Below are 23,609 nucleotides of genomic sequence, written 5' to 3'. Positions count from 1 at the left end.
TCCCGGTCAGTGGAGGCGCATTATAGGGAGTTCCTGACAGCCTGCAACCCCTAATTTCAAAAAACTTTTCAACCGCTCACTAATGCGGCAAAAACACGAAATACGGTGAAAAAGAAAACAAAAAGGGGACGATTTCTCGCCCCCTCAAGGAGTTACCATTACTGTTTGGCAATGATATGCCCATTTTCCACATCAAGCGTAACAGGAACTCCCGGTATTAATTTGCCGGAAAGTATCTGTTGCGCCAGTGGATTCTCGATTTCCTGCTGGATTGCGCGTTTCAATGGCCGCGCACCATAAACAGGATCGAAACCAGTCTCGCCCAAGAACTCCAACGCAGGCTGAGTGATAGTGACCTGATAGCCACGTTCTTCCAACCGTTTGTACAGGCGCTCCAGTTGGATACTGGCAATTGAAGCCAGATGCGCTCGGCCCAGTGGATGGAAGACAACAACCTCATCTATACGGTTGATAAATTCAGGGCGGAAGTGGTGAGTAACAACTTCCATCACCATTTCCTTCATTTCGCTATAACTTCTTTCACCGAAACGTTCCTGAATCAAATCTGAACCGAGGTTAGAGGTCATGATGACCACCGTATTACGGAAGTCGACTGTTCTACCCTGCCCGTCAGTCAAACGCCCATCATCCAACACCTGTAAAAGAATGTTGAATACATCCGGATGCGCTTTTTCTACCTCATCCAGCAGAATGACAGAATAAGGGCGACGGCGCACAGCTTCTGTCAGGTAACCACCTTCTTCATAACCCACATAGCCTGGAGGCGCACCAACCAACCGAGAAACGGAATGTTTTTCCATAAACTCGGACATATCAATACGCACCATGGCATCATCACTGTCGAACAGGAAGGTTGCCAGCGCTTTACACAACTCGGTTTTACCGACCCCTGTTGGCCCTAAGAATAAGAAGGAACCAATTGGGCGGTTCGGATCTGATAACCCAGCACGACTACGGCGGATAGCATTGGATACGGCTTCAACAGCTTCATCCTGCCCAATCACGCGTTTATGTAGATCCTGTTCCATGCGCAGCAACTTATCACGCTCACTTTCCAGCATGCGAGATACAGGAATCCCCGTCCAGCGCGCCAGCACTTCCGCAATTTCTGCTTCCGTCACCCGATTACGCAGCAACTTCATGGTTTTCCCTTCAAGCGCCGTTGCCGCCGCTAGCTGTTTTTCCAGCTCAGGAATTTTACCGTACTGAAGTTCTGACATCCGCGCCAAATCGCCCACACGACGAGCTTGCTCTAAGGTGATTTTGGCTTGTTCCAGTTCAGTTTTAATATTCTGAGTTCCGGTGAGGGCAGCTTTTTCTGCCTTCCACTCTTCTTCCAGCTCTGAATATTCACGTTCTTTTTGCTCTAATTCGGTATTGAGCATTTCCAGACGTTTTTTGCTGGCATCATCAGATTCTTTCTTCAATGCCTGCTGTTCCAGTTTCAATTGGATAATCCGACGCTCCAGACGATCCAATGATTCCGGTTTTGAATCCATCTGCATACGGATACTAGAACCGGCCTCGTCTATAAGGTCGATAGCTTTATCCGGTAACTGACGATCCGAGATATAACGGTGCGATAGCGTTGCCGCAGCCACAATTGCCGGGTCAGTTATCTGCACATGGTGATGCAATTCATAGCGCTCTTTCAGCCCACGTAAAATGGCGATAGTGTCTTCAACAGTTGGCTCCGCAACATACACTTTCTGGAAACGCCGCTCTAGCGCCGCATCCTTCTCTATATATTGGCGGTACTCATCAAGTGTTGTGGCACCAACGCAATGCAATTCACCGCGTGCTAACGCAGGTTTCAGCATGTTGCCGGCATCCATCGCCCCGTCGCCTTTCCCGGCTCCGACCATGGTATGCAATTCATCAATAAACAAGATCACACTACCTTCTTGTTTTGATAAATCATTCAACACGCCTTTCAAGCGCTCTTCAAACTCACCACGATACTTCGCACCTGCAATTAGTGCGCCCATATCTAATGACAGCACACGTTTATGCTTCAGGCCTTCTGGCACTTCACCATTCACGATTCGTTGCGCCAGACCTTCAACAATGGCTGTTTTACCAACACCAGGTTCACCAATTAACACCGGGTTATTTTTAGTCCGGCGCTGTAGTACCTGAATAGTACGGCGAATCTCTTCGTCACGGCCAATAACCGGATCGAGCTTGCCTTGCTCCGCCCGCTCAGTCAGGTCGATAGTGAATTTTTTCAATGCCTGACGCTGGTCTTCAGCACCTTGGTCATCAACTTTGTCACCACCACGCATATCTTCTATTGCCTTATTTATTTTATCTTTTGTTGCTCCGGCTGCCTTTAACATGTCAGTTAAAGTACCGCGATCTTCAAGTACGGCCAGAACAAACAGTTCTGACGAAATAAATTTATCTGCACGTTTTTGCGCTAATTTGTCGCAAAGATTCAATACACGGACTAGCTCATTTGATGGCTGAACATCACCGCCAGTCCCTTCAACTTGTGGAAGACGGCCTAATGCTTGCTCAATGTCGCTGCGCAAACTGGCGACATTAATACCCGCCGAGGTCAACAATGGGCGAACCGTCCCCCCATCCTGATTGAGCAGTGCGCTCATCAAATGTAACGGTTCAATAAATTGGTTGTCGCGCCCAAGAGCTAAAGATTGGGCATCGGCGAGGGCAAGCTGGAATTTGCTAGTAAGACGATCCAGACGCATAACACCTCCAATATTGGTCAAAATTGCTACTGGAGATTAGATGAGGTCATCCCTCAAATTTTCAAGGTTATTTCGACACTATATTTAAAGTACAACGTCATGCGCCAGCGGATCGCCCTAACTCAATAGGTTATATCAGCCAGATTAAACTTGCCATACGTCCAGTGATTCCATCGCGGCGATAAGAGAAAAAATGTTGTTTTTCAGTCACTGTGCAGCGATCACCGCCATATATAGCGTGAATACCTGCGGCCTGTAACCGCAATCGAGCTAATAAATAGATGTCGGCGAGATATTTAGAGCCGGAAGGTGTGAACGCAATCGCGAATTGTCCGTCGATTTGGATAAATGCCTGTTTAACCTCTTCACCCACTTCAAACTGCTGCGGGCCAATTGCCGGGCCTAACCAGGCAATAATAGAAGAAGAGCCAGCATTGAACTGAGCTAACGTTTGCTCCAGAACACCAGCACAAAGGCCACGCCACCCCGCATGGGCCGCGGCCACTTCATCACCTGCCGACGAGCAAAACAGCACTGGCAAGCAATCTGCTGTCATTACGGCACAAACTTGCCCAGCGACGTGGCTATAAACAGCATCGGCCTGTACATCAGAAATAGTCTTGCCGTCCAGATGCAGGACACGAGTGCCATGCACCTGTTCAAGCCAAACAGGCATTTGCGGTAATCCCGCTTGCCCCACTAAAGATTGGCGATTTGCAACCACACTGGCAGCAATATCCCCGACATGGGTGCCAAGGTTTAATGAATCATAAGGGAATTCGCTGATACCACCATGACGGGTGGTGCTACATGCCTTAACAGTGGCAGGCATCGGCCAGTCAGGAAGTATCAGCTTGTTCATTACCAATCCATCTGATCTTTGAATTCTTCAGTATCGGCTTTCAGCGCATTAATCAGCTCAACCATATCTTCTGGTAATGCCGCATGCCATTCCATTTGAATGCCACTGATTGGATGATACAAACGCAGCATAGTTGCATGCAGCGCCTGGCGATCAAAGCCGCGCAGAATAGCAATAAAGGAATCAGAGGCACCGCGCGGTGGACGTGGACGGCCGCCATACAGCTGATCGCCTACCAACGGATGGTTGATATGAGACATATGCACACGGATCTGGTGTGTACGGCCCGTTTCTAAACGCAAGCGCAAACGAGTATGAGCACGGAAATGCTCCATAATGCGATAATGCGTGGTCGCCGGTTTACCCATCGGATGCACAGCCATATGTGTCCGCTTGGTAGAGTGACGAGAAATAGGCTCGTCAACTCTGCCGCCCGCAGTCATATTGCCGATGGCCACCGCTTCGTATTCACGGGTAATTTCACGCGCTTGCAGCGCTTCCACCAAACGAGTCTGTGCCGGAACGGTTTTCGCCACAACCATCAAGCCAGTGGTGTCTTTATCCAGGCGATGTACGATACCCGCGCGTGGGACATCCATGATTTCTGGATAATAATAGAGCAATGCATTCAGAACGGTGCCGTCTGGATTACCAGCGCCAGGGTGCACGACTAAGCCACGGGGTTTATTAATAACGAGAATATCGTTATCTTCATAGACGATATCCAGTGGGATTTCTTGAGGCGCCCAGCGGGCATCTTCCTCAATTTGCGCGTCAATTGCGACGAGCTCACCACCCAACACTTTTTCTTTAGGCTTGTTAATTGTTTTACCGTTTACAGTCACCTTGTCTTCCAAGATCCATTCTTTTATGCGAGATCTTGAATAATCAGGGAACAATTCGGCCAAAGCCTGATCTAACCGTTGACCGAGTTGTGATTCGGCCACCGTTGCGCTGAGTTGTACTTGTTGTGCCATATGCAGCTTCTTGTTCGTTAACGTTGGGTTTTGACGGCGATGCCGTTTAATATAATGTGCTATTGTATCTAGATCTTTGTCGGGAGCTTAACGGACAGTCTCCCGGAATAACACTTCGAGGATAATCAAAACGTCATGACGCGTATGAAATATCTGGTGGCTGCCGCCACGTTGAGCCTGGTGCTGACCGGTTGCTCCAGTAACAAGGACGTGGTTCCCGATAACCCGCCTTCTGAGCTCTATGCTACCGCTCAGCAAAAACTGCAGGACGGTAACTTTAAGGGAGCCATTACGCAACTAGAAGCGTTAGATAACCGCTATCCTTTCGGGCCTTACTCCCAACAAGTTCAGCTTGATTTGATTTATGCGTATTATAAATCTGCTGATCTGCCGTTGGCGCAAGCCTCAATCGATCGCTTTATGCGCCTCAATCCCACACATCCTAACATCGATTACGTATTATATATGCGTGGTTTGACTGACATGGCTCTGGATGACAGCGCATTACAAGGCTTCTTCGGGATTGATCGTTCAGACCGTGATCCGCAACATGCTAAGGCCGCGTTCCGCGATTTTAACCAGTTGATTCAAAGCTATCCGAACAGCCAATATGCAACTGACGCGCAAAAACGCCTGATGTTCCTGAAAGATCGTCTGGCCAAGCATGAACTGGCCGTGGCGCAATATTACACTAAACGAGGCGCTTACGTCGCGGTAGTTAACCGTGTTGAACAAATGTTGAGAGATTATCCTGATACTCAAGCAACTCGCGATGCGCTGCCGTTGATGGAAAATGCTTATAAACAATTGCAATTGAATGCTCAGGCAGACAAAGTTGCCAAGATAATAGCAGCGAACCCAGCCTGATATTGTCTGTCGCGACAAAATAAGTCTGGAACGATAAAATAACAAACGGCAGCTTAGGCTGCCGTTTTCAATTCCGTCTTGATAGACACAAACCGCAGAGATTCATGCCCACAGACTATCGCGCTGATATCCTACTTAAATCGTAAAAATAATGCCGTTTTTGACGATATCCATGCGACATAACTTATCGATAATGCGGCATTCTGATCAATGATTCAAGCCCTCAGCGCCTATTACTGACGTTAAATCACAGTTCCCACGACCTTTGCAAAAAGTGACAAAAATTAGTGATCTTGATCATACATTTTGGTAAAAAGCGAGGTATGCTGAAGTTATCCAAGATGGAGTAGACAGAGAGGTAAGTCATATGACAGTCAACATCACCAGTAAACAAATGGATATTACCCCAGCAATCCGTAAACATGTCGAAGACCGTCTCACCAAACTGGATAAATGGCAGGCCCAGTTGATAAACCCACACATTGTACTGTCTAAAGATCCGCAAGGATTTGTTGCAGACGCCACAATCAGTACACCGATGGGCCCCTTGGTTGCCAGTGCCAAACATGACGATATGTATGCTGCAATTAATGAACTGATCACCAAACTAGAACGCCAATTAAATAAAGTGCAACATAAAGGTGAGGCTCGTCGCGCAGCAAGCAGTGTTAAAGAAGCTAATCTGGAGTCAGTAGATGTAGAGGAAGAAGAATCCGAGCAGGAACAATAGCCGGCATAATCCATCTCATTTCGGATCTAACGCGCCTTTGGGCGCGTTTTTTATTGACAGCAATTCAGGCTGGCGGTTAGTTTAGAGGCTGTTTGTTTTAGCTATAACATATCGTTTCAATCAGTATCAAAAACAGTCTTCAATAACAGGTAAGCAGCAACGATGATCAATAAAGTGTTTTTCTTCGCATTCTTTTTTACCTTCCCCTGATTGGGAGGCGTTTCGTCGTGTGATAAAGAATGCGAAGACGAACAACAAAGCCTCCCAAGCGGGAGGCTTTTTTTATGCACAAAACATTTAGAATGATAATTAAGGCAAATCCCTATGACCGATAATCCATTACTGGTGCTACGTGAGCGCATCAGCGCACTAGACTTAAAACTGCTAGCATTGCTGGCAGAACGGCGTGAATTAGCGGTGGATGTGGCTAAAGCCAAACAACTTCATCACCGCCCGATCCGCGATAAAGAGCGTGAGCGTGATTTGCTGGATGCACTCATCACCGCCGCCAAACCTTATGACCTTGATGGCTTCTATATTACTCGCCTGTTCCAGCTGATTATTGAAGATTCAGTATTGACTCAGCAGGCACTATTACAACACCAGCTAAATCAAACCGCCCAGCACTCAGCCCGTATCGCCTTCCTTGGTCCAAAAGGTTCTTACTCACATCTGGCAGCGCGCCAATATGCAGCTCGTCACTTTGAACAATTGATTGAATGTGGTTGCCAAAAATTCCAGGATATCTTTACTCAAGTAGAAACAGGCCAGGCGGATTACGCCGTATTACCTATAGAGAACACCAGCTCAGGTTCTATTAACGACGTATATGACTTGCTGCAACACACCAGCTTGTCAATTGTCGGTGAGATAACCAATCCGATTGATCACTGTGTGCTGGTCGCGACTGAAACAGATCTGAGTCAAATTAAAACCGTCTACAGCCATCCACAGCCTTTCCAGCAGTGCAGTCAATTCATTAATCGTTTCCCGCATTGGAAAATCGAGTATTGCGAAAGCACTGCTGCGGCAATGGAAAAAGTGGCGCAATTGAACTCGCCTGAAGCGGCCGCATTAGGAAGTGAAGCCGGTGGCGCGCTTTATAATTTGCAGGTGTTGGAACACAATCTGGCGAATCAGCAGCAGAACATCACTCGCTTTATTATTCTTGCTCGTAAAGCTATTGATGTTTCTGACCAGATCCCGGCAAAAACCACCTTAATTATGGCGACAGGGCAACAATCAGGGGCATTGGTTGAAGCGCTACTGGTACTGAGAGATCACGGTATCATCATGACGAAGCTTGAATCGCGGCCAATAAATGGCAATCCGTGGGAAGAGATGTTTTATATCGATGTACAGGCTAACTTGCGTTCTGAATCTATGCAAAAAGCGCTGGCAGACCTGACGCCGATAACTCGGTCATTAAAAGTATTAGGCTGCTACCCAAGTGAAAACGTGGTTCCGGTCAATCCGAGTTAACCCCCTTCTCCCTATAGCCGCAATAGCAAAAAGTCACCCCGATACTGTCGGAGTGACTTTTTGAAAATAGATAAGTTACAAATGGCTGCTATTGGCGGTTATCGTTCGCCTGACGCAATAATGAACGGCTCTCCACCAGGAAGCGCTCCGCATAATCCCCAAACCAATGCTCAACTTTCTGGAAACTTTGCACGAAGGCTTGTTTGTCACTTTGCTCAAGCAAGGTGATCGCCTCACCAAAACGTTTGTAATAGCGTTTAATCAGCGCCAAATTATCTTCCGATGACATAATAATGTCGGCGTAAAGCTGTGGATCTTGGGCAAATAGTCGCCCTACCATTGCCAGTTCCAGCCGATAAATGGGTGAAGAGAGCGCCAATAACTGTTCAAGCTGCACATTTTCTTCTGCTAAATGCAGCCCATAGGCAAAGGTCGCAAAATGGCGCAATGCCTGAATGAACGCCATATTCTGGTCATGCTCAACCGCACTAATACGATGTAATCTCGCGCCCCACACCTGCAACTGCTCTAGCAGCCACTGATAGGCTTCAGGGTCACGTCCATCGCAATACACGACAACCTGTTTTGCCAAACTGCCTACGTCAGGCCCAAACATTGGGTGCAATCCCACCACTGGCCCTTCATGAGCAGCGAGCATAGCTTGTAGCGGCTTATTTTTGACTGAAGCAAGATCCAACAAAATGCAATCTGACGGCAATTTTGGCAATCGAGCTATCACTTCTTCAGTGATATGGATGGGTACGCTGACAATCACCATCCCGGCATCTGCCAGAATAGATTCAGCCTGTGCCCAGTCCTGTTGCTCAAGTGTTTTTACCTGATAACCGGACAGTGTGAGCATTCGACTGAATAAGCGCCCCATCTGCCCCTCTCCACCGATGATAACCACCGGACGCAGTTGCGGGCATAGTGTCTTAAACCCCTTGTCATTCTCGCTGGTATAAGACTCTCGCATTATCCGACGCAATACGTCTTCAATCAAATCAGGTGGAACACCTAAAGCCTCGGCTTCCTGTCGGCGTGAGGCCAACATCGCCGCCTCACGGTCTGGAACATAAATAGGCAAGCCATAACGGCTTTTAACTTCACCTACTTCTGCGACTAAATGCAGGCGCTTTGCCAGCAAATCCAATAGTGCTTTATCGACTTCATCAATTTGATCACGTAAAGCGGTCAGTTCAGCCACCATACTTACTTTTCCTCTGCAGTCCGTGCCGCCAGCGCTGAACGTAATTCCTGGTGCATGCCTCGTAACAGGGTTTCGGTACTGTCCCAATCAATACAGGCATCGGTCACTGAAACACCGTAGCGCATATCAGCACGTGGTTGCTCAGAGGATTGATTACCTTCATGAATGTTACTTTCCAGCATCACACCAGTGATAGAACGATTGCCGGCCTTGATCTGTTCAACCACAGATTCAGCGACCGCAGTCTGACGACGGTAGTCTTTATTCGAATTACCATGACTGCAATCTATCATTAAGGATGGAACGAGTCCCGCATCCTGCATCTGTTTTTCACACTGCGCGACATCTTGCGCACTGTAATTAGGTGTTTTACCGCCGCGCAAAATTACATGACCGTGTGGATTTCCCTGTGTTTGCAATAAGCAAACCTGGCCCGACTGGTTAATCCCCATGAAGCGGTGTGGCATGGCGGCGGCACGCATAGCATTAATAGCCGTGCCCAAACTGCCGTCGGTTCCATTCTTAAACCCAACTGGCATCGACAAACCCGAAGCCATTTCACGGTGAGTTTGCGATTCAGTGGTGCGCGCACCAATGGCTGACCAACTGAATAAATCGCCTAAGTATTGTGGGCTATTCGGATCCAGCGCTTCAGTTGCCAGAGGCAGACCCATGCCGACTAAATCCAGCAATAATTGACGTGCAATATGTAACCCTCTTTCCACATCAAAAGAGCCGTCCATTGCCGGATCATTGATCAAACCTTTCCAACCGACTGTGGTTCTCGGCTTTTCAAAATAGACACGCATCACGATGTACAGGCTGTCACTTAATTGTGCAGAAAGCGTTTTCAAACGACGCGCATAATCCAGAGCCGCATCCACATCGTGAATAGAACAGGGACCACATACCACTAATAAGCGAGGATCTCGTCCTTGAACAATGTCAGCAATGGTTTTGCGCGCGCTAGCAATTGCATACTGATCATTGTCGCTCAATGGAAACTGATTTTTCAGTTCTTCCGGCGTTATCAGTACTTGTTCGGCACTGATGTGGACATTATTGAGCGCATCTTTTTGCATGATCATATTCTTTACCTGTCTCTGTTTAGCGGATGTCGTTTAGCGTGTTTGTCGTTTGAGGTCTCCACAATATCACGATGTGTAAACATTTCAATCCATATGTGTAAATAAATAATTACCCGCATATTTACAGGCATATTTTGTTCTGACTTTTGCGGTAAGTCGCAGTTTCTGCAGATGCTCCTAACCTGCCCCTGAGGCCATGATAAAATGCGGAAAATTTGTGGAGGCCGTATGTTAAGAGTCATCATCGTCGACGATGAACAACCTGCGCGTGAAGATTTACGCGAGAGATTAAGTGAAGAACATGATATAGAGATCGTCGCCGAATGTAGCAACGCCCTGGAAGCCATCCCCGCAATCCAACGCCTGCAACCCGATGTGATATTTCTCGATATCCAAATGCCAAGAATTAATGGCCTGGAGTTGGCTTCGATGCTCAATCCAGAAAAGATGCCGCAGATCGTGTTTGTTACCGCCTACGATGAATATGCTATCCGTGCTTTTGAAGAGCATGCCTTTGACTATCTGTTAAAACCGCTCGACCAGCAACGGTTAGCGAAAACGCTCGTTCGCCTAAGAAGAGGCCTTGGTGTAAATAATAATTTACATAAAATCACGGAACCGATGCTACGCCATATTCCTTGCTCTGGTCATAACCGTATTTTTTTGCTGAAAATTGAGGAAGTGGAATATCTCAGCTCTGAGCTGAGCGGTGTGCATGTAGTCGGAACCATACAGTCGGGCTATACCCAGCTATCACTCAAAACGCTGGAAGAGAAAACTCCTTTTGTCCGCTGCCATCGCCAATATATGGTTAATACTGAACAGCTGGGCGAGATACAACTGATGGATAACGGTTCTGCCGAAGTTATTACCCGCAGTGGTAAACATATTCCTGTGAGTCGACGCTACTTAAAACTCCTAAAGGAAAAGTTGGGAATTAACTAGCAACTATTCCAGCCTGGAATATGTTTATATGTTGCGCCATTGTGCTATTGATGAATTCATTTAAAACAATGTTAATACATTATTTTCACAACCGAATTTTATATTCTATTAACGCCAGCCAATTCCACTTTAATTAATTATAAAAGTCAGATCTGATATAAAAACAGAGGCAGATCTCAGATTTAATTAATTACATAACTCAACAATATAGCCTTGATATTAGCAAGGTTTTAATCAATTCAACCTGTGCTCTGATAGAGAAAAATGAGTAAGAGCCATGCCCATTTTGCTTAAAACCGGCTAAATACAACGGAATTTCATTCATGTTGGAAGCAAGGTAATATTATGATAACACTACAATTTATAATTATAATTCTCTGTCTGCTAGTTGGGACACGCTATGGGGGCATGGGGCTGGGGTTAATAAGTGGTATTGGCTTATTTATTCTGACCTTTATCTTTGGCCTCGAACCAGGTAAACCTCCTGTCGATGTGATGCTGACAATATTAGCCGTTATCGGTTGTGCTGCTGTATTACAAACTGCCGGTGGCTTAAATGTAATGATGCAATTTGCTGAACGATTATTACGAAAACATCCTCAGCACATTACGCTATTAGCGCCCTTTACAACGTGGTCATTAACCTTTTTATGTGGCACCGGACATGTTGTTTATACCATGTTCCCTATTATTTCCGATATTGCCATTAAAAAAGGTATTCGCCCGGAGCGGCCAATGGCGGTTGCATCAGTTGCCTCGCAAATGGCAATTACAGCCTCCCCGGTGTCGGTCGCGGTGGTGTCATTAGTATCAATTATTGGTGCTAATCATGGTATAGGTCAGGCTTATAGTATTCTGGAGATTCTGGCCGTATCAGTGCCCGCTTCTTTAGTTGGTGTTTTGATGGCTGCATTGTGGAGCCTACGCCGCGGTAAAGATCTGGATAAAGACCCAGATTTCCAGGCAAGAATCAAAGACCCTGAACAGCGCGACTTTATCTATGGCTCAACAGATACTTTGTTAAATCAGGTTTTCCCGAAACAAGCTTATTGGTCGACCGGGATATTTTTCGTTGCTATCGCGTTAGTGGTATTACTCGGTGCGTTTGCCGACCTGCGCCCTGCTTTTGAAGTTAAAGGCAAAATGCAGTCATTATCAATGAATCTGGTTATTCAGATGATGATGCTGATTGCCGGTGCCGTTATTCTGATTGGTTGCAAAGTTAAACCCAGCGATATCTCTAACGGTGCAGTATTCAAAGCCGGTATGGTCGCCATATTCTCAGTATTTGGTGTTGCCTGGATGAGTGATACCTTCTTCCAGGCCCATATGGGGGATCTGAAACTCGTGCTGGAAGATGTGGTGAAAGGTCATCCGTGGACCTATGCCATTGTTCTATTCCTGGTTTCAAAATTGGTTAATAGCCAGGCCGCAGCGCTTACTGCCATTGCACCAATGGGATTGCAGTTGGGTGTTGATCCTAAAATGCTAATAGCCTTCTTCCCTGCGGCTTATGGCTACTTTGTTCTGCCAACCTATCCGAGTGATCTGGCTTGTATCGGTTTTGACCGCTCAGGCACAACCAAAATTGGCAAATTTATTATTAACCACAGTTTTATTATTCCAGGCCTTATCGGTGTTATCTGTTCATGCATCACCGGCTACGTGTTAGTCACCACTTTTATGTAAAAACGGGTAGGTACTAAATTAGGGGTCAGAGCAATTCTGGCCCTTTCATTTATTTCTTTTGTCTGTATCCAAGTGCAGATTTTTGCTGTTTATTACATTTTAAGAATGAACTCATCAAAAAATCCTTCTTATTATAATTAATTATTCAATCCGAAATATCTTCTGAGTAAGTAGGATCACAACTGCTACAATGCGTGCCGCATCACAAAAATCATTTTCTTCACCATGGACCTATTATGTTTTCTTTGCGTCATACCAGGGCGTTGCCGTTTTATATCAGCACACTCGCTTTATCTCTCATCAGCACCTCAGTTCTTGCTGACGCGACTGTTTTTACTGCCTTAGACGATCCAGCCACAGCCAAAAAGAGCTTCGATGGTACCGTTGAAGCAGGCTATACCGCCCAGTCAGGCAATACCACTAACTCAACATTGACTGCCAACTCAACGTTAACCTGGTTCCAACCTAACACCGCTTATAGCTTGTGGGGGGCAGCCCGTAATACTAGCGCCAATAATGAACGCTCTTCCGAACGTTATCAGTTAGGTGGCCGTACTCGCTATAATTTGACTGATCGAAATTACCTGTTTGGACAAGCCAGTTGGTTGAGTGACCGTTATAACGGTTTTGATTCCCGCTCTGTTTTAACCACCGGTTATGGTCGTCAGATTATGACCACACCACTGCATAATCTGCGGGTGGAATTTGGTCCAGGTGTTCGCCATGATGAGTTTTATGAAGGTGGGCGTGCGACGAAAGCCTTAGCCTATGCTGGCGGTAACTATACTTATCAGTTAACCGACAATACGGTGTTCAGTGAAGGCGTTTCAGCTCTGGCAAACGAAGAAACGACGTTGAACTCAGAAACGGCATTGAACGTGGCTATCAATAAAAGCTTCGCCTTGCGCTTAGCCTATGTCGTGACCTACAACACTAAGCCACCTGCCAGCGCACCAAAAAATACTGATACCACAACATCGGTAACTCTGGTTTACGGCCTCTAATCATTATCTATAGCGTGGTGTGATGCCACGCTATTCCCTCTGATTCCCCTTCTATTTATCTTCTATAACCTAAACAATTCGAGTTGCAGCAAGTCAGCTAACGTATATGTAATTTGAAATATGACGAGTATAGGAATAAAAAAAGGGGTTAGCACATGGCTAACCCCTTCATAACTATTAACTTTTGGATGAAGCCTGAGCTGTACCTTAGTTAGTGCGGTTAAGGCGCTCTTTGATACGAGCAGACTTACCAGTACGCTCACGCAGATAGTACAGTTTCGCTTGACGAACGGCACCACGACGTTTCACAGTAATGCTGTCGATTACTGGGGAGTGAGTTTGGAATACACGCTCAACACCTTCGCCGTTGGAAATTTTACGAACGGTGAACGCAGAATGCAGACCGCGGTTACGAATAGCGATAACCACGCCCTCGAATGCCTGCAGACGCTTTTTAGAACCTTCAACAACCCATACCTTAACTTCCACGGAATCACCCGGACGGAATGCAGGCACGTCTTGCTTCATCTGCTCTTGTTCGATTTGCTTGATAATATTGCTCATAATAAGTCTCTTACCCTAGGTAAACTGATATATCAGGAAGTTGGCACGCGGCACAACATTCCTTTCATAGTTCTGTTGCTTCAGGGCTTGTGTTCCCGTTGGAACTCAGCCAGCAACACCATTTGCTCGTCAGTCAGAGCTAGGCTTTCTAGAAGTTCAGGTCTTCTAAGCCAGGTACGGCCCAGCGACTGCTTTAAGCGCCAGCGACGAATCTCGGCATGGTTACCCGACAGTAAGACTGGCGGTACTTCCATCCCTTCTAACACCTCAGGACGAGTGTAGTGTGGGCAATCCAGCAATCCATCAACAAAGGAATCTTCCTCCGCTGAAGCCTGATGACCCAGCACACCCGGGATAAAGCGGGATACTGAATCTATCAGAGTCATTGCTGGTAGCTCGCCACCGCTGAGAACGTAATCTCCAATTGACCATTCTTCATCAATTTCGGTTTTGATTACGCGCTCATCAACTCCTTCGTACCGACCACACACCAGAATCATCTTCTGATTAGTCGCCAGTTCGCAAACACCCTGTTGGTCCAGTTTGCGCCCTTGAGGTGACAGATAAATCACCTTTGCTCCCTCGCCTGCCGCTGCTTTTGCTGCATGAATGGCTTCCCTTAGCGGTTGCACCATCATCAACATTCCCGGGCCACCACCATATGGGCGGTCATCCACGGTACGATGCCGGTCGTAGGTAAAGTCACGAGGACTCCAACACTGCACGCTCAGCAGGCCATTTTTTACTGCCCGGCCAGTCACCCCGTAATCGGTTATTGCGCGGAACATCTCGGGAAACAGGCTAATAACACCAATCCACATTGTTTTGTTCCACTCATCTTTGCCGTTTAATTCGGAGGTCAAAAACCAGGATCCCAATCTACTTCAACACGTTGAGCAGTGAGATCGACATTCTTGATAACCTGCCCATGAAGAAACGGGACCAACCGCTCCTTCATACCGAATGCATCTTTCAGGTTTGCCTTTACTACCATCACATCGTTAGAACCGGTTTCCATCATATCGATGATTTTACCTAGTTCGTAACCCGCGGTTGTTACTACCTGACAGCCCATAAGGTCTTTCCAGTAGTAATCATCCTCTTCCAGTTCAGGCAGTTGTTTGGAATCGACGACAATTTCGCAATTGGTCAGTAGATTCGCGGCATCCCGATCATCAACACCTTTAACCTTAATGATCAGATCCTGACTGTGGCGCTTCCAGTCTTCCAACTCGACATGCTGCCACTTACCACCCTGCTGGATAAACCACGGCTGGTAATCAAAAATGCTTTCGGCGTTCTCGGTGGATGAAAATACTCTGAGCCAACCGCGAATGCCGTAAGTTGAACCCATTTTACCGAGTACAATCGGCTGTTCGGGAACCACTGGATTGAGTTGCTTGCTCATAATAACCACCACCGCGACAGATTAAGCTGCTTTCTTAGCTTCTTTGATCAGCGCAGATACGCGATCAGAAACAGTTGCACCCAGCTCAACCCAATGGTTGATACGATCCAGGTCCAAACGCAGAGCTTCAGCCTGACCAGATGCGATCGGGTTAAAGAAGCCTACACGTTCGATGAAACGGCCGTCACGAGCATTACGGCTGTCGGTCACTACTACTTGATAGAACGGACGCTTTTTAGCGCCGCCACGAGCCAAACGAATTGTTACCATAACATCCTCTTTAGTTAATAAAACAACTGGACCCCATCGGGGAACGGGGTCCAGTTGCAATATAAAAAGCCCGAAAATTTTACTCATTTTGGCGCAAAAAGCAATCTAAAGCGTAGATTCCTATGCGCTAGTTTTGTAATGAGCACAATTTTCTTCGTTTACCGCTGTTTTCAGCGGGAAATCTTTACTCACATCACGCCGGTTAACATCACAGCGCGAAATGATATTTAGCGACCCGGAAAACCTGGTGGCATCATACCTTTCATGCCACGCATCATTTTGGCCAGACCGCCATTTTTCATTTTCTTCATCATGCGCTGCATTTCGTCGAACTGCTTGAGTAAGCGGTTAACATCCTGCACTTGCACACCAGAACCAGTGGCAATACGGCGCTTACGTGAACCTTTGATGATTTCTGGCTTGGCGCGTTCTTTCAGCGTCATCGAGTTGATGATTGCCTCCATCCGCACGGTCACCTTGTCATCCATCTGCGATTTCACGTTATCTGGCAACTGACCCGCACCCGGCATTTTACTCAACATGCTGGCCATACCGCCCATATTGCGCATTTGCTTCAGCTGATCCAAGAAGTCATTGAGATCGAAGCCATCGCCTTTTTTCAGCTTAGTTGCCAGTTTTTCCGCTTGTGCGCGGTCAACTTTGCTTTCGATATCTTCAATCAGCGACAGAACATCGCCCATTCCCAGAATACGTGAAGCCACGCGATCTGGATGGAAAGGTTCAAGCGCATCTGACTTTTCACCGACACCGAGGAATTTGATCGGCTTACCAGTGATATGACGGATAGATAACGCAGCACCGCCACGGGCATCACCATCAACTTTGGTCAGCACGACACCGGTGAGCGGCAGCGCTTCGTTAAATGCTTTCGCTGTGTTGGCCGCATCCTGACCGGTCATGGCATCCACGACAAACAAAGTTTCAACCGGGTTAATCGCGGCATGAACTTGTTTGATTTCGTCCATCATCGCTTCATCGACGTGCAAGCGACCGGCGGTATCGACAATCAGAACATCATAAAATTTAAGCTTCGCCTGCTGTAGAGCACGATTGACGATATCAATCGGTTTTTCCTGTACATCAGACGGGAAGAAATCAATGCCAACACCTTGAGCCAGGGTTTCCAACTGTTTGATCGCCGCAGGGCGATAAACGTCAGCGGAAACAACCAGCACTTTTTTCTTCTGTTTTTCTTTAAGGAACTTACCCAGTTTAGCCACACTGGTGGTTTTACCTGCACCTTGCAAGCCAGCCATTAACACCACTGCTGGCGGTTGCGCTGCCAGATTCAGTTCGTTATTGACCTCGCCCATCGCGGCAATAAGTTCATTCTTAACGATTTTGACGAATTCCTGACCTGGCGTGAGGCTCTTATTTACCTCATGCCCGACAGCGCGCTCTTTCACCCGGTTAATAAAATCACGAACAACCGGCAGAGCTACGTCAGCTTCCAGTAACGCCATGCGTACTTCACGTAGCGTTTCTTTAATATTTTCTTCTGTCAGCCGGCCACGGCCGCTGATATTGCGCAATGTGCGCGACAATCGATCAGTTAAGTTCTCAAACATTGTCTCATACTCAACGTGGAAACAGGCCGCTCTGGCGACACAATGGGGGGATTATAACACGAAGCTTAAACGATCTCTGCCCTCACGTCGGAGAACGGTTGGAGAGGGACGCGCTCGACGCTATACTGGCTATCTAATTCACTTAGCCGATGCCCATATAACGCTATGCCCGTGTTCTCCATTTTGGCTTTGATCGCATATTCGCTCAGCCTGGGCTTGATTGTCCCAAGCCTGGTGCAGAAAAATAGTGCTTACCGGCGGTTAGCGCTGGTTTCTGCCGTCGTGGCGCTAGTGTGCCATGCTATTGCTCTGAAGCATCAGATTTTTGATGTCGGCGGTGGACAAAACCTCACTTTATTGAATATCGGCTCCATTGTCGGGCTGATGATTTGCACCATCATGACTATCGTCGCCTCACAAGGTCGTGGATGGTTTTTGCTGCCGATCGTCTACAGTTTCGCCATGATCAATCTGGCACTGGCCAGTCTGCTCCCTGGTGAGTTCATTACCCATCTGGAAGCTAGCCCGGCCATTTTCGTTCACATTGGGCTAGCACTCTTTGCCTATGCCACTCTTATCATCGCAGCACTATACGCCCTTCAACTGGCTTGGCTCGATTATCAGTTAAAAAATAAGAAAGTCACCTTTAATGCTGATATGCCACCCTTGATGAGCATTGAACGTAAAATGTTTCACATCACCCAAATCGGGGTGGTTTTACTGACCCTAACGCTGTGTACTGGCCTGCTTTATATGGATGATATATTCAGTAAAGAAAACGTCCATAAAGCGGTGTTATCAATCATGGCCTGGTTTGTCTACATCGTTTTATTGTGGGGGCATTACCATGAAGGCTGGCGCGGGCGCAGAGTGATTTGGTTCAGTTTTGCAGGCGCATTTTTACTCACGCTGGCCTATTTTGGCAGCCGCCTGCTACAGGAGATCATGATCTCTTAGCCATTATTACAATCATCCACACATAGCCTTGTTGAATCCACAGGGCTTTCATTGTTATTAAGGAACACTGTGTTGGATCATGTCTCAACTAGCACGCTGATCATCATTCTGGTCATTATGGTCGTGGTTTCGGCTTATTTTTCAGCTTCAGAAACCGGCATGATGACACTCAATCGCTACCGTCTACGCCACTTATCCAAGCAAGGTAACCGCGCCGCACGTCGCGTTGAGAAGCTCTTACGTCGCCCTGACCGCCTGATAAGTTTGGTATTAATTGGCAATAATTTGGTCAATATTCTGGCCTCAGCACTGGCAACCATTGTGGGAATTCGACTCTATGGCAATGCCGGGGTCGCCATAGCCACTGGCGTATTAACTTTTGTGGTGCTGATTTTTGCTGAAGTGATGCCAAAAACCATCGCCGCCCTTTATCCTGAACGCGTGGCGTTCCCCAGCAGTGTTTTGCTGGCCCCGTTACAAAAAATCATGCTGCCACTGGTATGGCTACTCAATACCATCACACGTGGGCTGATGCGTTTGTGTGGTATCCGCGGAAACGTTCACAGTAGTGATGCAGTGAGTAAAGATGAATTGCGCAGTATTGTGAATGAATCACACTCACAAATTTCTCGTCGTAATCAAGATATGTTGATATCCGTGCTGGATCTGGAGAAGGTCACCGTCAGCGATATTATGGTGCCGCGTAATGAGGTGGTCGGCATTGATATCAATGATGATTGGAAATCAATCATACGACAGCTCACTCACTCCCCACATGGCCGTATCGTTTTATATCGCCAATCATTAGACGATGCTATCGGCATGCTACGCGTACGAGAAGCCTACCGGCTCATGACAGAGAAAAAAGAATTCAATAAAGAAAATTTGCTGCGCGCTGCCGATGAGATCTATTTTATCCCCGAAGGCACACCATTAAATGTGCAACTGGTGAAATTCCAGCGCAATAAAGAAAAAGTCGGCATGATTGTCGACGAGTATGGTGATATTCAGGGATTAGTGACCGTTGAAGATATTTTGGAAGAGATAGTCGGTGATTTCACAACATCAATGTCTCCTAGCCTGGCTGAAGAGGTCAATCCGCAGAGCGATGGCTCTGTACTCATCGATGGCAGCGCCAATGTGCGCGAACTGAACAAGGCATTCAACTGGTCACTCCCTATCGAAGCACGCACGATCAATGGCATGTTACTAGAAGAACTCGAAGAGATCCCTCAGGTAGATGCGCAGGTCCGTGTTGGAAATTATCTGATTGACGTACTGGACGTACAGGAAAACATGATTAAGCGGGTGCGGGTTACCCCTATCCTACCTGATAACCAGGCGAGCTAATCAGTGATATCAAGGGAATAAAAAAGACGCCTTTTCAGCGTCTTTTTTGCATTTATCTACCGAACATCAAAATCTACAACTGAGCACTAGATATGTAATTCAGTCAGTTTTTCTTTCGGCAATGCCAGTTCTTCGTTGTGATTGATACGCACGCCGCGTTCGATAATCCCTTTGGCAATCTCCTGCGCCTCTTCCAGCGAATGCATATGGTAAGTACCACACTGATATTCGTTCAATTCAGGAATTTTTCGCTGGTCGGTCACTTTCAATACATCAGCCATTGCCGCTTTCCAGGCATCAGCAACGCGTTGCTCATCTGGCGTACCAATCAGGCTCATATAGAAACCGGTACGGCATCCCATTGGGGATATATCGATAATCTCCACGCCATTACCATTGAGGTGGTTACGCATAAAACCGGCAAACAAGTGCTCAAGTGTATGAATCCCTCGTTCTGGCATCACTTCTTTATTTGGCACACAGAAACGTAAATCGAATACCGTTATCTCGTCGCCATGAGGGGTTTTCATCGTCTTAGCAACGCGTACAGCCGGAGCTTTCATAATGGTATGGTCTACGGTAAAGCTATCCAATAATGGCATTTAGTTACCTCCTCATAAAAAAATAATTTTTATTCGATCTTTTTTTCGCAACTCATGAAACTTTTTGCTATCCCGCACGTCTTAATATGTGAAAGACGCGCATTTGTTATCATCATCCCTGTTATCAGAGATGTTAATTTGGCCACAGCAATGTGGCCTTTTCTTTTTATTGGCCGCCGTGTAGTGCCAAATACTCTTCAAAGCTTAGCTTATCTTTGAGTTCCAGCTCACGTTGACGCACCCAAGAAGCTGCACCCTCTTCGGATAATTGCTCTTCAGTTAGCAATTCCAACAGTTCATTTTGCAGCATTTCCCTGTAGCGCTCCGCTAAATCAAGGCCAACACCACCAATACCACCTTCCTTCATCGCTTGCAAAATACGTGCAGAGAACGTCAGACTCGGATCATCAAAGGATGCAACAAGTTCATCACAAACCTGTTGATATTCGGTGCTATCTCTACCATCCAAGACTTCTGCAACGCGGCGCAAGTCGGCAAACAGATCTTTACCGACCTTTTCCAGCGGTTCACGGGTGTCGTTACATCCCATCCCGATAGTCTGCCCCGGTTTACGCCCTTCCAAAATAACCCGATTCCAGTTTTTACGGGTACACAGCAGCTCATCACTGCTCATTTCAGGCGCATCTGCCAGTACACACCAAATCAAGAACAGATCAAGGAAACGCGCCTGTACCGCATCAACACCAATAGGTGAGAATGGATTGATGTCTAAGGAACGGACTTCAATATACTCAATACCGCCGCGCAACAATGCATCAGATGGCGACTCGCCAGCACGGGTAACCCGCTTAGGTCGAATCGGAGCATAGAGTTCATTTTCAATCTGTAACACATTGGTGTTTAGTTGCAGATGACGATCACCGTCTTTTAGTCCCAATGCCGCATATTCTTCTGATGGCGTTTGAATGGCGCGCTTCAGCCCAGCAACATAGGTATGCAGGTCATTAAACGTAATCCCTAAATTGCTTTGTGATTTATTGGTATAACCCAAATCACTCAGGCGCAATGAGGTGGCATACGGCAGGTAACACATTCCTTTATCATTGCGCTCGAACGGTAATGCTGTTTCACGCCCTTGCAGGAATGATGCACAAATGGCCGGTGACGCACCAAACAGATAAGGAATGACCCAGCCAAAACGATAATAGTTACGTATCAGGCGGAAATATCCCGCTGAAATCTCTTCCTTCCCGCTTTTTTCGTCGGTAACACCCGCCCACGCTTGCCAAAACTCCAGCGGCAAAGAGAAGTTATAGTGCACGCCGGAAATAGTTTGCATCAAGGCACCATAACGGTTTTTTAAACCCTCACGGTAAAGAGTCTTGAAACGACCAATGTTAGAAGAGCCATATTTAGCGAGCTCAATATCCTGCTCTGCACCAATAAAGCAAGGCATGCTAAGTGGCCACATCCGCTCATCACCGAGTTTGCGTGCGGTATAGCGGTGAATATCACGCAAAAAAGTCAGCAAATGGTCAATATCGCCATCTACTGGAGTAATAAATTCCAGCAATGCCTCAGCAAAGTCAGTGGTAATCCATTGATGTGTCAGCGCTGCACCCAATGACTCTGGGTGGCCTGTCGAGGCTAATTGGCCATCGGCAGTTACTCTCAATGTTTCCCGCTCGATACCGCGGCGGATACCTTTCAGGGCTTTAGGGTGCGCTTCCAACCAAGTTAGCGCGTGTGATACATCCGGGATCAAATCGACCTCCCGCTCTTGAAAACCATAACTCGCCAGCATACTGAAACTGCATAGATGTGACTACGTAAGTTTGTCACATTCTTTACTGCCACCAGGCAATTCCTTGTAACGTAATTACCGTTAATACGATATAACGCAATGCTTTCCCCAGACACAGAAAAAAAGCCACAAGACCCCAAGGCATACGCAACCAGCCTGCCAACACACACATCAAATCGCCCACTACCGGTAGCCAGCTTAGTAACAGAGCTGCTGGGCCAAAACGTTGAAGCCAGCCAAGAGCTGTACTCATCCCACGTTGTGGTTTTAGTTCCGGTAATAAACGGCCTATAACAACGTTCGTTAGCCCCCCAAGGGTATTTCCGACAGTGGCAGACAGCACCAGCATCATGGCCGGCGCACTACTTGCCGTTAAGAGGGTGACTAATAGAATTTCAGAATTTCCGGGTAAGAGTGTCGCGCTGAGAAAGCTACTCCCAAATAATGAGGCAACAGCTAGCGTACTACTCACAGTAGACGCACATCAACTATTGCCATATTCGCCCTTTTTGCCGCCTCAATACCAAAATCAGCATCTTCAAAAACCACACACTTCTCTGGAGGCACACCTAATAGCTGTGCACAGCGCAAGAATGTTTCTGGCTCTGGCTTATGTTGGGTGACATCGTCGGCACCAACAATAACATCAAAATAGTCACGTAAGCCTAAGTGGCGTAAAAGCAGCTCAGCCATGGCGTGTTCGCTTCCAGTGCCGACAGCCATAGGTTTACGCCCATGATAGGCTTTCACCACGTCTATGAGCGGCAGAGGCTTCACATTGTCCAGTAGCAGTGATTTAAACAGTGTTGCTTTCTCAGCGGCCAATACATGGGGATCTAAGTCCGATTGATTATTTTCAATGATTACGCGGGCAATTTTCCACGTCGGAGCCCCATTCAAAGCCACTAATGCCTGCTCATCAAATACCATGCCATAAGGTGTCAGCACCTGTCGCCATGCCTGCCGATGCGTGGGCTCAGTATCCAGGATGGTGCCATCCATATCAAAAATCAGGCCTTCATAGCGCTCGTACATCGTGGCTCCACGACCAAGGAGAAAATGAAAAGCTACTTTATCGCAAACTAACTAAATTGTCGCTCACTGTGTAATTAATTGAATTAATTAAATAAAATATCATTCACAATAGGAAATAGCGCTGTTATGCAGCGTAAAAATCAATGCATTGAGAGGTGTAGTAAGATGAGAGGGTTAAAACATGTTAATCGCTGAGTAGAGCGAGACTTAAAAACAGAAAACCCCGCCGTAGCGAGGTTTCTTAAGATGGTGCACCCAGGAAGATGACTCGGCTAACGCCTCGCCCTGCGGGCCGTTGCTAAAGCAACGTTGTCTCGCTACGCTCGGCTCGAACTTCCGACCGCTCGATTCTGCGTGTTTGTAGAACCTAAAAACAGAAAACCCCGCCGTAGCGAGGTTTCTTAAAATGGTGCACCCAGGAAGATTCGAACTTCCGACCGCTCGGTTCGTAGCCGAGTACTCTATCCAGCTGAGCTATGGGTG

Annotated in this window: 22 protein-coding genes, 1 other RNA gene and 1 other annotated feature; of the genes, 8 read left to right on the top strand and 15 right to left on the bottom strand. The window is 47.0% G+C overall.

What is annotated here, in order from left to right; genetic code table 11:
- Positions 1–158: 158 nt before the first annotated feature.
- The 3 genes from clpB to rluD all read right to left on the bottom strand — a co-directional run bounded on the left by clpB (position 159) and on the right by rluD (position 4,571).
- The gene (clpB, locus tag QSV56_RS21690; protein WP_050161861.1) at positions 159–2,732 is read right to left on the bottom strand and encodes an ATP-dependent chaperone ClpB; all 2,574 of its coding nucleotides are present in this window, start codon (positions 2,730–2,732) and stop codon (positions 159–161) included.
- A 130-nt stretch (positions 2,733–2,862) separates the two neighbouring features.
- Complete coding sequence (gene yfiH / locus QSV56_RS21685; RefSeq protein ID WP_301213753.1) at positions 2,863–3,594, bottom strand: purine nucleoside phosphorylase YfiH; 732 nt, start codon at positions 3,592–3,594, stop codon at positions 2,863–2,865.
- Positions 3,594–4,571: a 23S rRNA pseudouridine(1911/1915/1917) synthase RluD gene (rluD, locus tag QSV56_RS21680; protein WP_005166515.1), complete on the bottom strand. Its 978-nt coding sequence runs from the start codon at positions 4,569–4,571 to the stop codon at positions 3,594–3,596. Before rluD ends, yfiH begins: the two co-directional genes overlap by 1 nt.
- 135 nt (positions 4,572–4,706) lie before the next feature.
- Between rluD and bamD the strand changes: the two genes are divergently transcribed.
- From bamD to pheA, 3 genes are all read left to right on the top strand, one after another.
- Entirely contained in the window at positions 4,707–5,438 is a 732-nt protein-coding gene (bamD, locus tag QSV56_RS21675; RefSeq protein WP_005166516.1) for an outer membrane protein assembly factor BamD, read from the top strand.
- 367 nt (positions 5,439–5,805) lie between these two features.
- Entirely contained in the window at positions 5,806–6,168 is a 363-nt protein-coding gene (raiA, locus tag QSV56_RS21670) for a ribosome-associated translation inhibitor RaiA (RefSeq protein WP_005166518.1), read from the top strand.
- A 161-nt stretch (positions 6,169–6,329) separates the two neighbouring features.
- Positions 6,330–6,454 (top strand) — a sequence feature (Phe leader region).
- A gap of 38 nt (positions 6,455–6,492) precedes the next feature.
- Positions 6,493–7,650 (top strand): bifunctional chorismate mutase/prephenate dehydratase, encoded by a 1,158-nt coding sequence (gene pheA / locus QSV56_RS21665; protein WP_005166019.1) that lies wholly within the window; start codon positions 6,493–6,495, stop codon positions 7,648–7,650.
- Between the two features lie 88 nt (positions 7,651–7,738).
- On the opposite strand, the gene tyrA is transcribed toward pheA, so the two are convergent.
- Together tyrA and QSV56_RS21655 are read right to left on the bottom strand one after the other, a co-directional pair.
- On the bottom strand, positions 7,739–8,860 hold the full coding sequence (gene tyrA / locus QSV56_RS21660) for a bifunctional chorismate mutase/prephenate dehydrogenase (RefSeq protein WP_019083871.1): 1,122 nt from the start codon (positions 8,858–8,860) through the stop codon (positions 7,739–7,741).
- Between the two features lie 2 nt (positions 8,861–8,862).
- Complete coding sequence (locus QSV56_RS21655) at positions 8,863–9,942, bottom strand: 3-deoxy-7-phosphoheptulonate synthase (RefSeq protein ID WP_026017940.1); 1,080 nt, start codon at positions 9,940–9,942, stop codon at positions 8,863–8,865.
- 234 nt (positions 9,943–10,176) lie between these two features.
- Between QSV56_RS21655 and btsR the strand changes: the two genes are divergently transcribed.
- From btsR to QSV56_RS21640, 3 genes are all read left to right on the top strand, one after another.
- Entirely contained in the window at positions 10,177–10,893 is a 717-nt protein-coding gene (btsR, locus tag QSV56_RS21650) for a two-component system response regulator BtsR (protein WP_011815646.1), read from the top strand.
- A gap of 345 nt (positions 10,894–11,238) precedes the next feature.
- Entirely contained in the window at positions 11,239–12,582 is a 1,344-nt protein-coding gene (locus QSV56_RS21645; protein WP_005167439.1) for an anaerobic C4-dicarboxylate transporter, read from the top strand.
- A 236-nt stretch (positions 12,583–12,818) separates the two neighbouring features.
- A complete protein-coding gene (locus QSV56_RS21640) occupies positions 12,819–13,586 on the top strand; it encodes a YdiY family protein (protein WP_046051510.1) in 768 nt (255 codons plus the stop codon).
- A 207-nt stretch (positions 13,587–13,793) separates the two neighbouring features.
- On the opposite strand, the gene rplS is transcribed toward QSV56_RS21640, so the two are convergent.
- From rplS to ffh, 5 genes are all read right to left on the bottom strand, one after another.
- Positions 13,794–14,150 carry a 50S ribosomal protein L19 gene (gene rplS, locus QSV56_RS21635; protein WP_004393427.1) on the bottom strand — a complete coding sequence of 119 codons (357 nt, stop codon included), beginning with the start codon at positions 14,148–14,150 and terminating at the stop codon, positions 13,794–13,796.
- 80 nt (positions 14,151–14,230) lie between these two features.
- Positions 14,231–14,971 (bottom strand): tRNA (guanosine(37)-N1)-methyltransferase TrmD, encoded by a 741-nt coding sequence (gene trmD / locus QSV56_RS21630; protein WP_004393426.1) that lies wholly within the window; start codon positions 14,969–14,971, stop codon positions 14,231–14,233.
- A gap of 38 nt (positions 14,972–15,009) precedes the next feature.
- Positions 15,010–15,558, bottom strand: a complete 549-nt coding sequence (rimM, locus tag QSV56_RS21625) for a ribosome maturation factor RimM (RefSeq protein WP_005166009.1) — start codon at positions 15,556–15,558, stop codon at positions 15,010–15,012.
- A gap of 21 nt (positions 15,559–15,579) precedes the next feature.
- Positions 15,580–15,828 (bottom strand): 30S ribosomal protein S16, encoded by a 249-nt coding sequence (gene rpsP / locus QSV56_RS21620; protein ID WP_005166006.1) that lies wholly within the window; start codon positions 15,826–15,828, stop codon positions 15,580–15,582.
- Positions 15,829–16,055: 227 nt separating this feature from the next.
- The gene (gene ffh, locus QSV56_RS21615; protein WP_005167432.1) at positions 16,056–17,417 is read right to left on the bottom strand and encodes a signal recognition particle protein; all 1,362 of its coding nucleotides are present in this window, start codon (positions 17,415–17,417) and stop codon (positions 16,056–16,058) included.
- A 165-nt stretch (positions 17,418–17,582) separates the two neighbouring features.
- Between ffh and QSV56_RS21610 the strand changes: the two genes are divergently transcribed.
- On the top strand, positions 17,583–18,374 hold the full coding sequence (locus QSV56_RS21610; protein ID WP_005167431.1) for an inner membrane protein YpjD: 792 nt from the start codon (positions 17,583–17,585) through the stop codon (positions 18,372–18,374).
- 72 nt (positions 18,375–18,446) lie between these two features.
- The gene (locus QSV56_RS21605) at positions 18,447–19,724 is read left to right on the top strand and encodes an HlyC/CorC family transporter (protein ID WP_161803520.1); all 1,278 of its coding nucleotides are present in this window, start codon (positions 18,447–18,449) and stop codon (positions 19,722–19,724) included.
- Positions 19,725–19,810: 86 nt separating this feature from the next.
- On the opposite strand, the gene luxS is transcribed toward QSV56_RS21605, so the two are convergent.
- The 5 genes from luxS to QSV56_RS21580 all read right to left on the bottom strand — a co-directional run bounded on the left by luxS (position 19,811) and on the right by QSV56_RS21580 (position 23,493).
- On the bottom strand, positions 19,811–20,326 hold the full coding sequence (gene luxS / locus QSV56_RS21600; protein WP_019080358.1) for an S-ribosylhomocysteine lyase: 516 nt from the start codon (positions 20,324–20,326) through the stop codon (positions 19,811–19,813).
- A 166-nt stretch (positions 20,327–20,492) separates the two neighbouring features.
- Positions 20,493–22,091 (bottom strand): glutamate--cysteine ligase, encoded by a 1,599-nt coding sequence (gene gshA / locus QSV56_RS21595; RefSeq protein WP_301213745.1) that lies wholly within the window; start codon positions 22,089–22,091, stop codon positions 20,493–20,495.
- A 43-nt stretch (positions 22,092–22,134) separates the two neighbouring features.
- A complete protein-coding gene (locus QSV56_RS21590) occupies positions 22,135–22,563 on the bottom strand; it encodes a YqaA family protein (RefSeq protein ID WP_026017941.1) in 429 nt (142 codons plus the stop codon).
- Positions 22,560–23,126, bottom strand: a complete 567-nt coding sequence (yqaB, locus tag QSV56_RS21585; protein WP_019080360.1) for a fructose-1-phosphate/6-phosphogluconate phosphatase — start codon at positions 23,124–23,126, stop codon at positions 22,560–22,562. The genes QSV56_RS21590 and yqaB overlap by 4 nt, the downstream gene beginning before the upstream one ends.
- Before the next feature lie 247 nt (positions 23,127–23,373).
- A non-coding RNA gene (locus QSV56_RS21580) (RtT sRNA) lies at positions 23,374–23,493 on the bottom strand.
- Positions 23,494–23,609 lie beyond the last annotated feature (116 nt).

This window comes from Yersinia sp. 22-579 (assembly GCF_030433455.1).
Lineage (GTDB): Bacteria > Pseudomonadota > Gammaproteobacteria > Enterobacterales > Enterobacteriaceae > Yersinia > Yersinia enterocolitica.
This window is presented reverse-complemented; position numbering and strand designations above follow the sequence as displayed.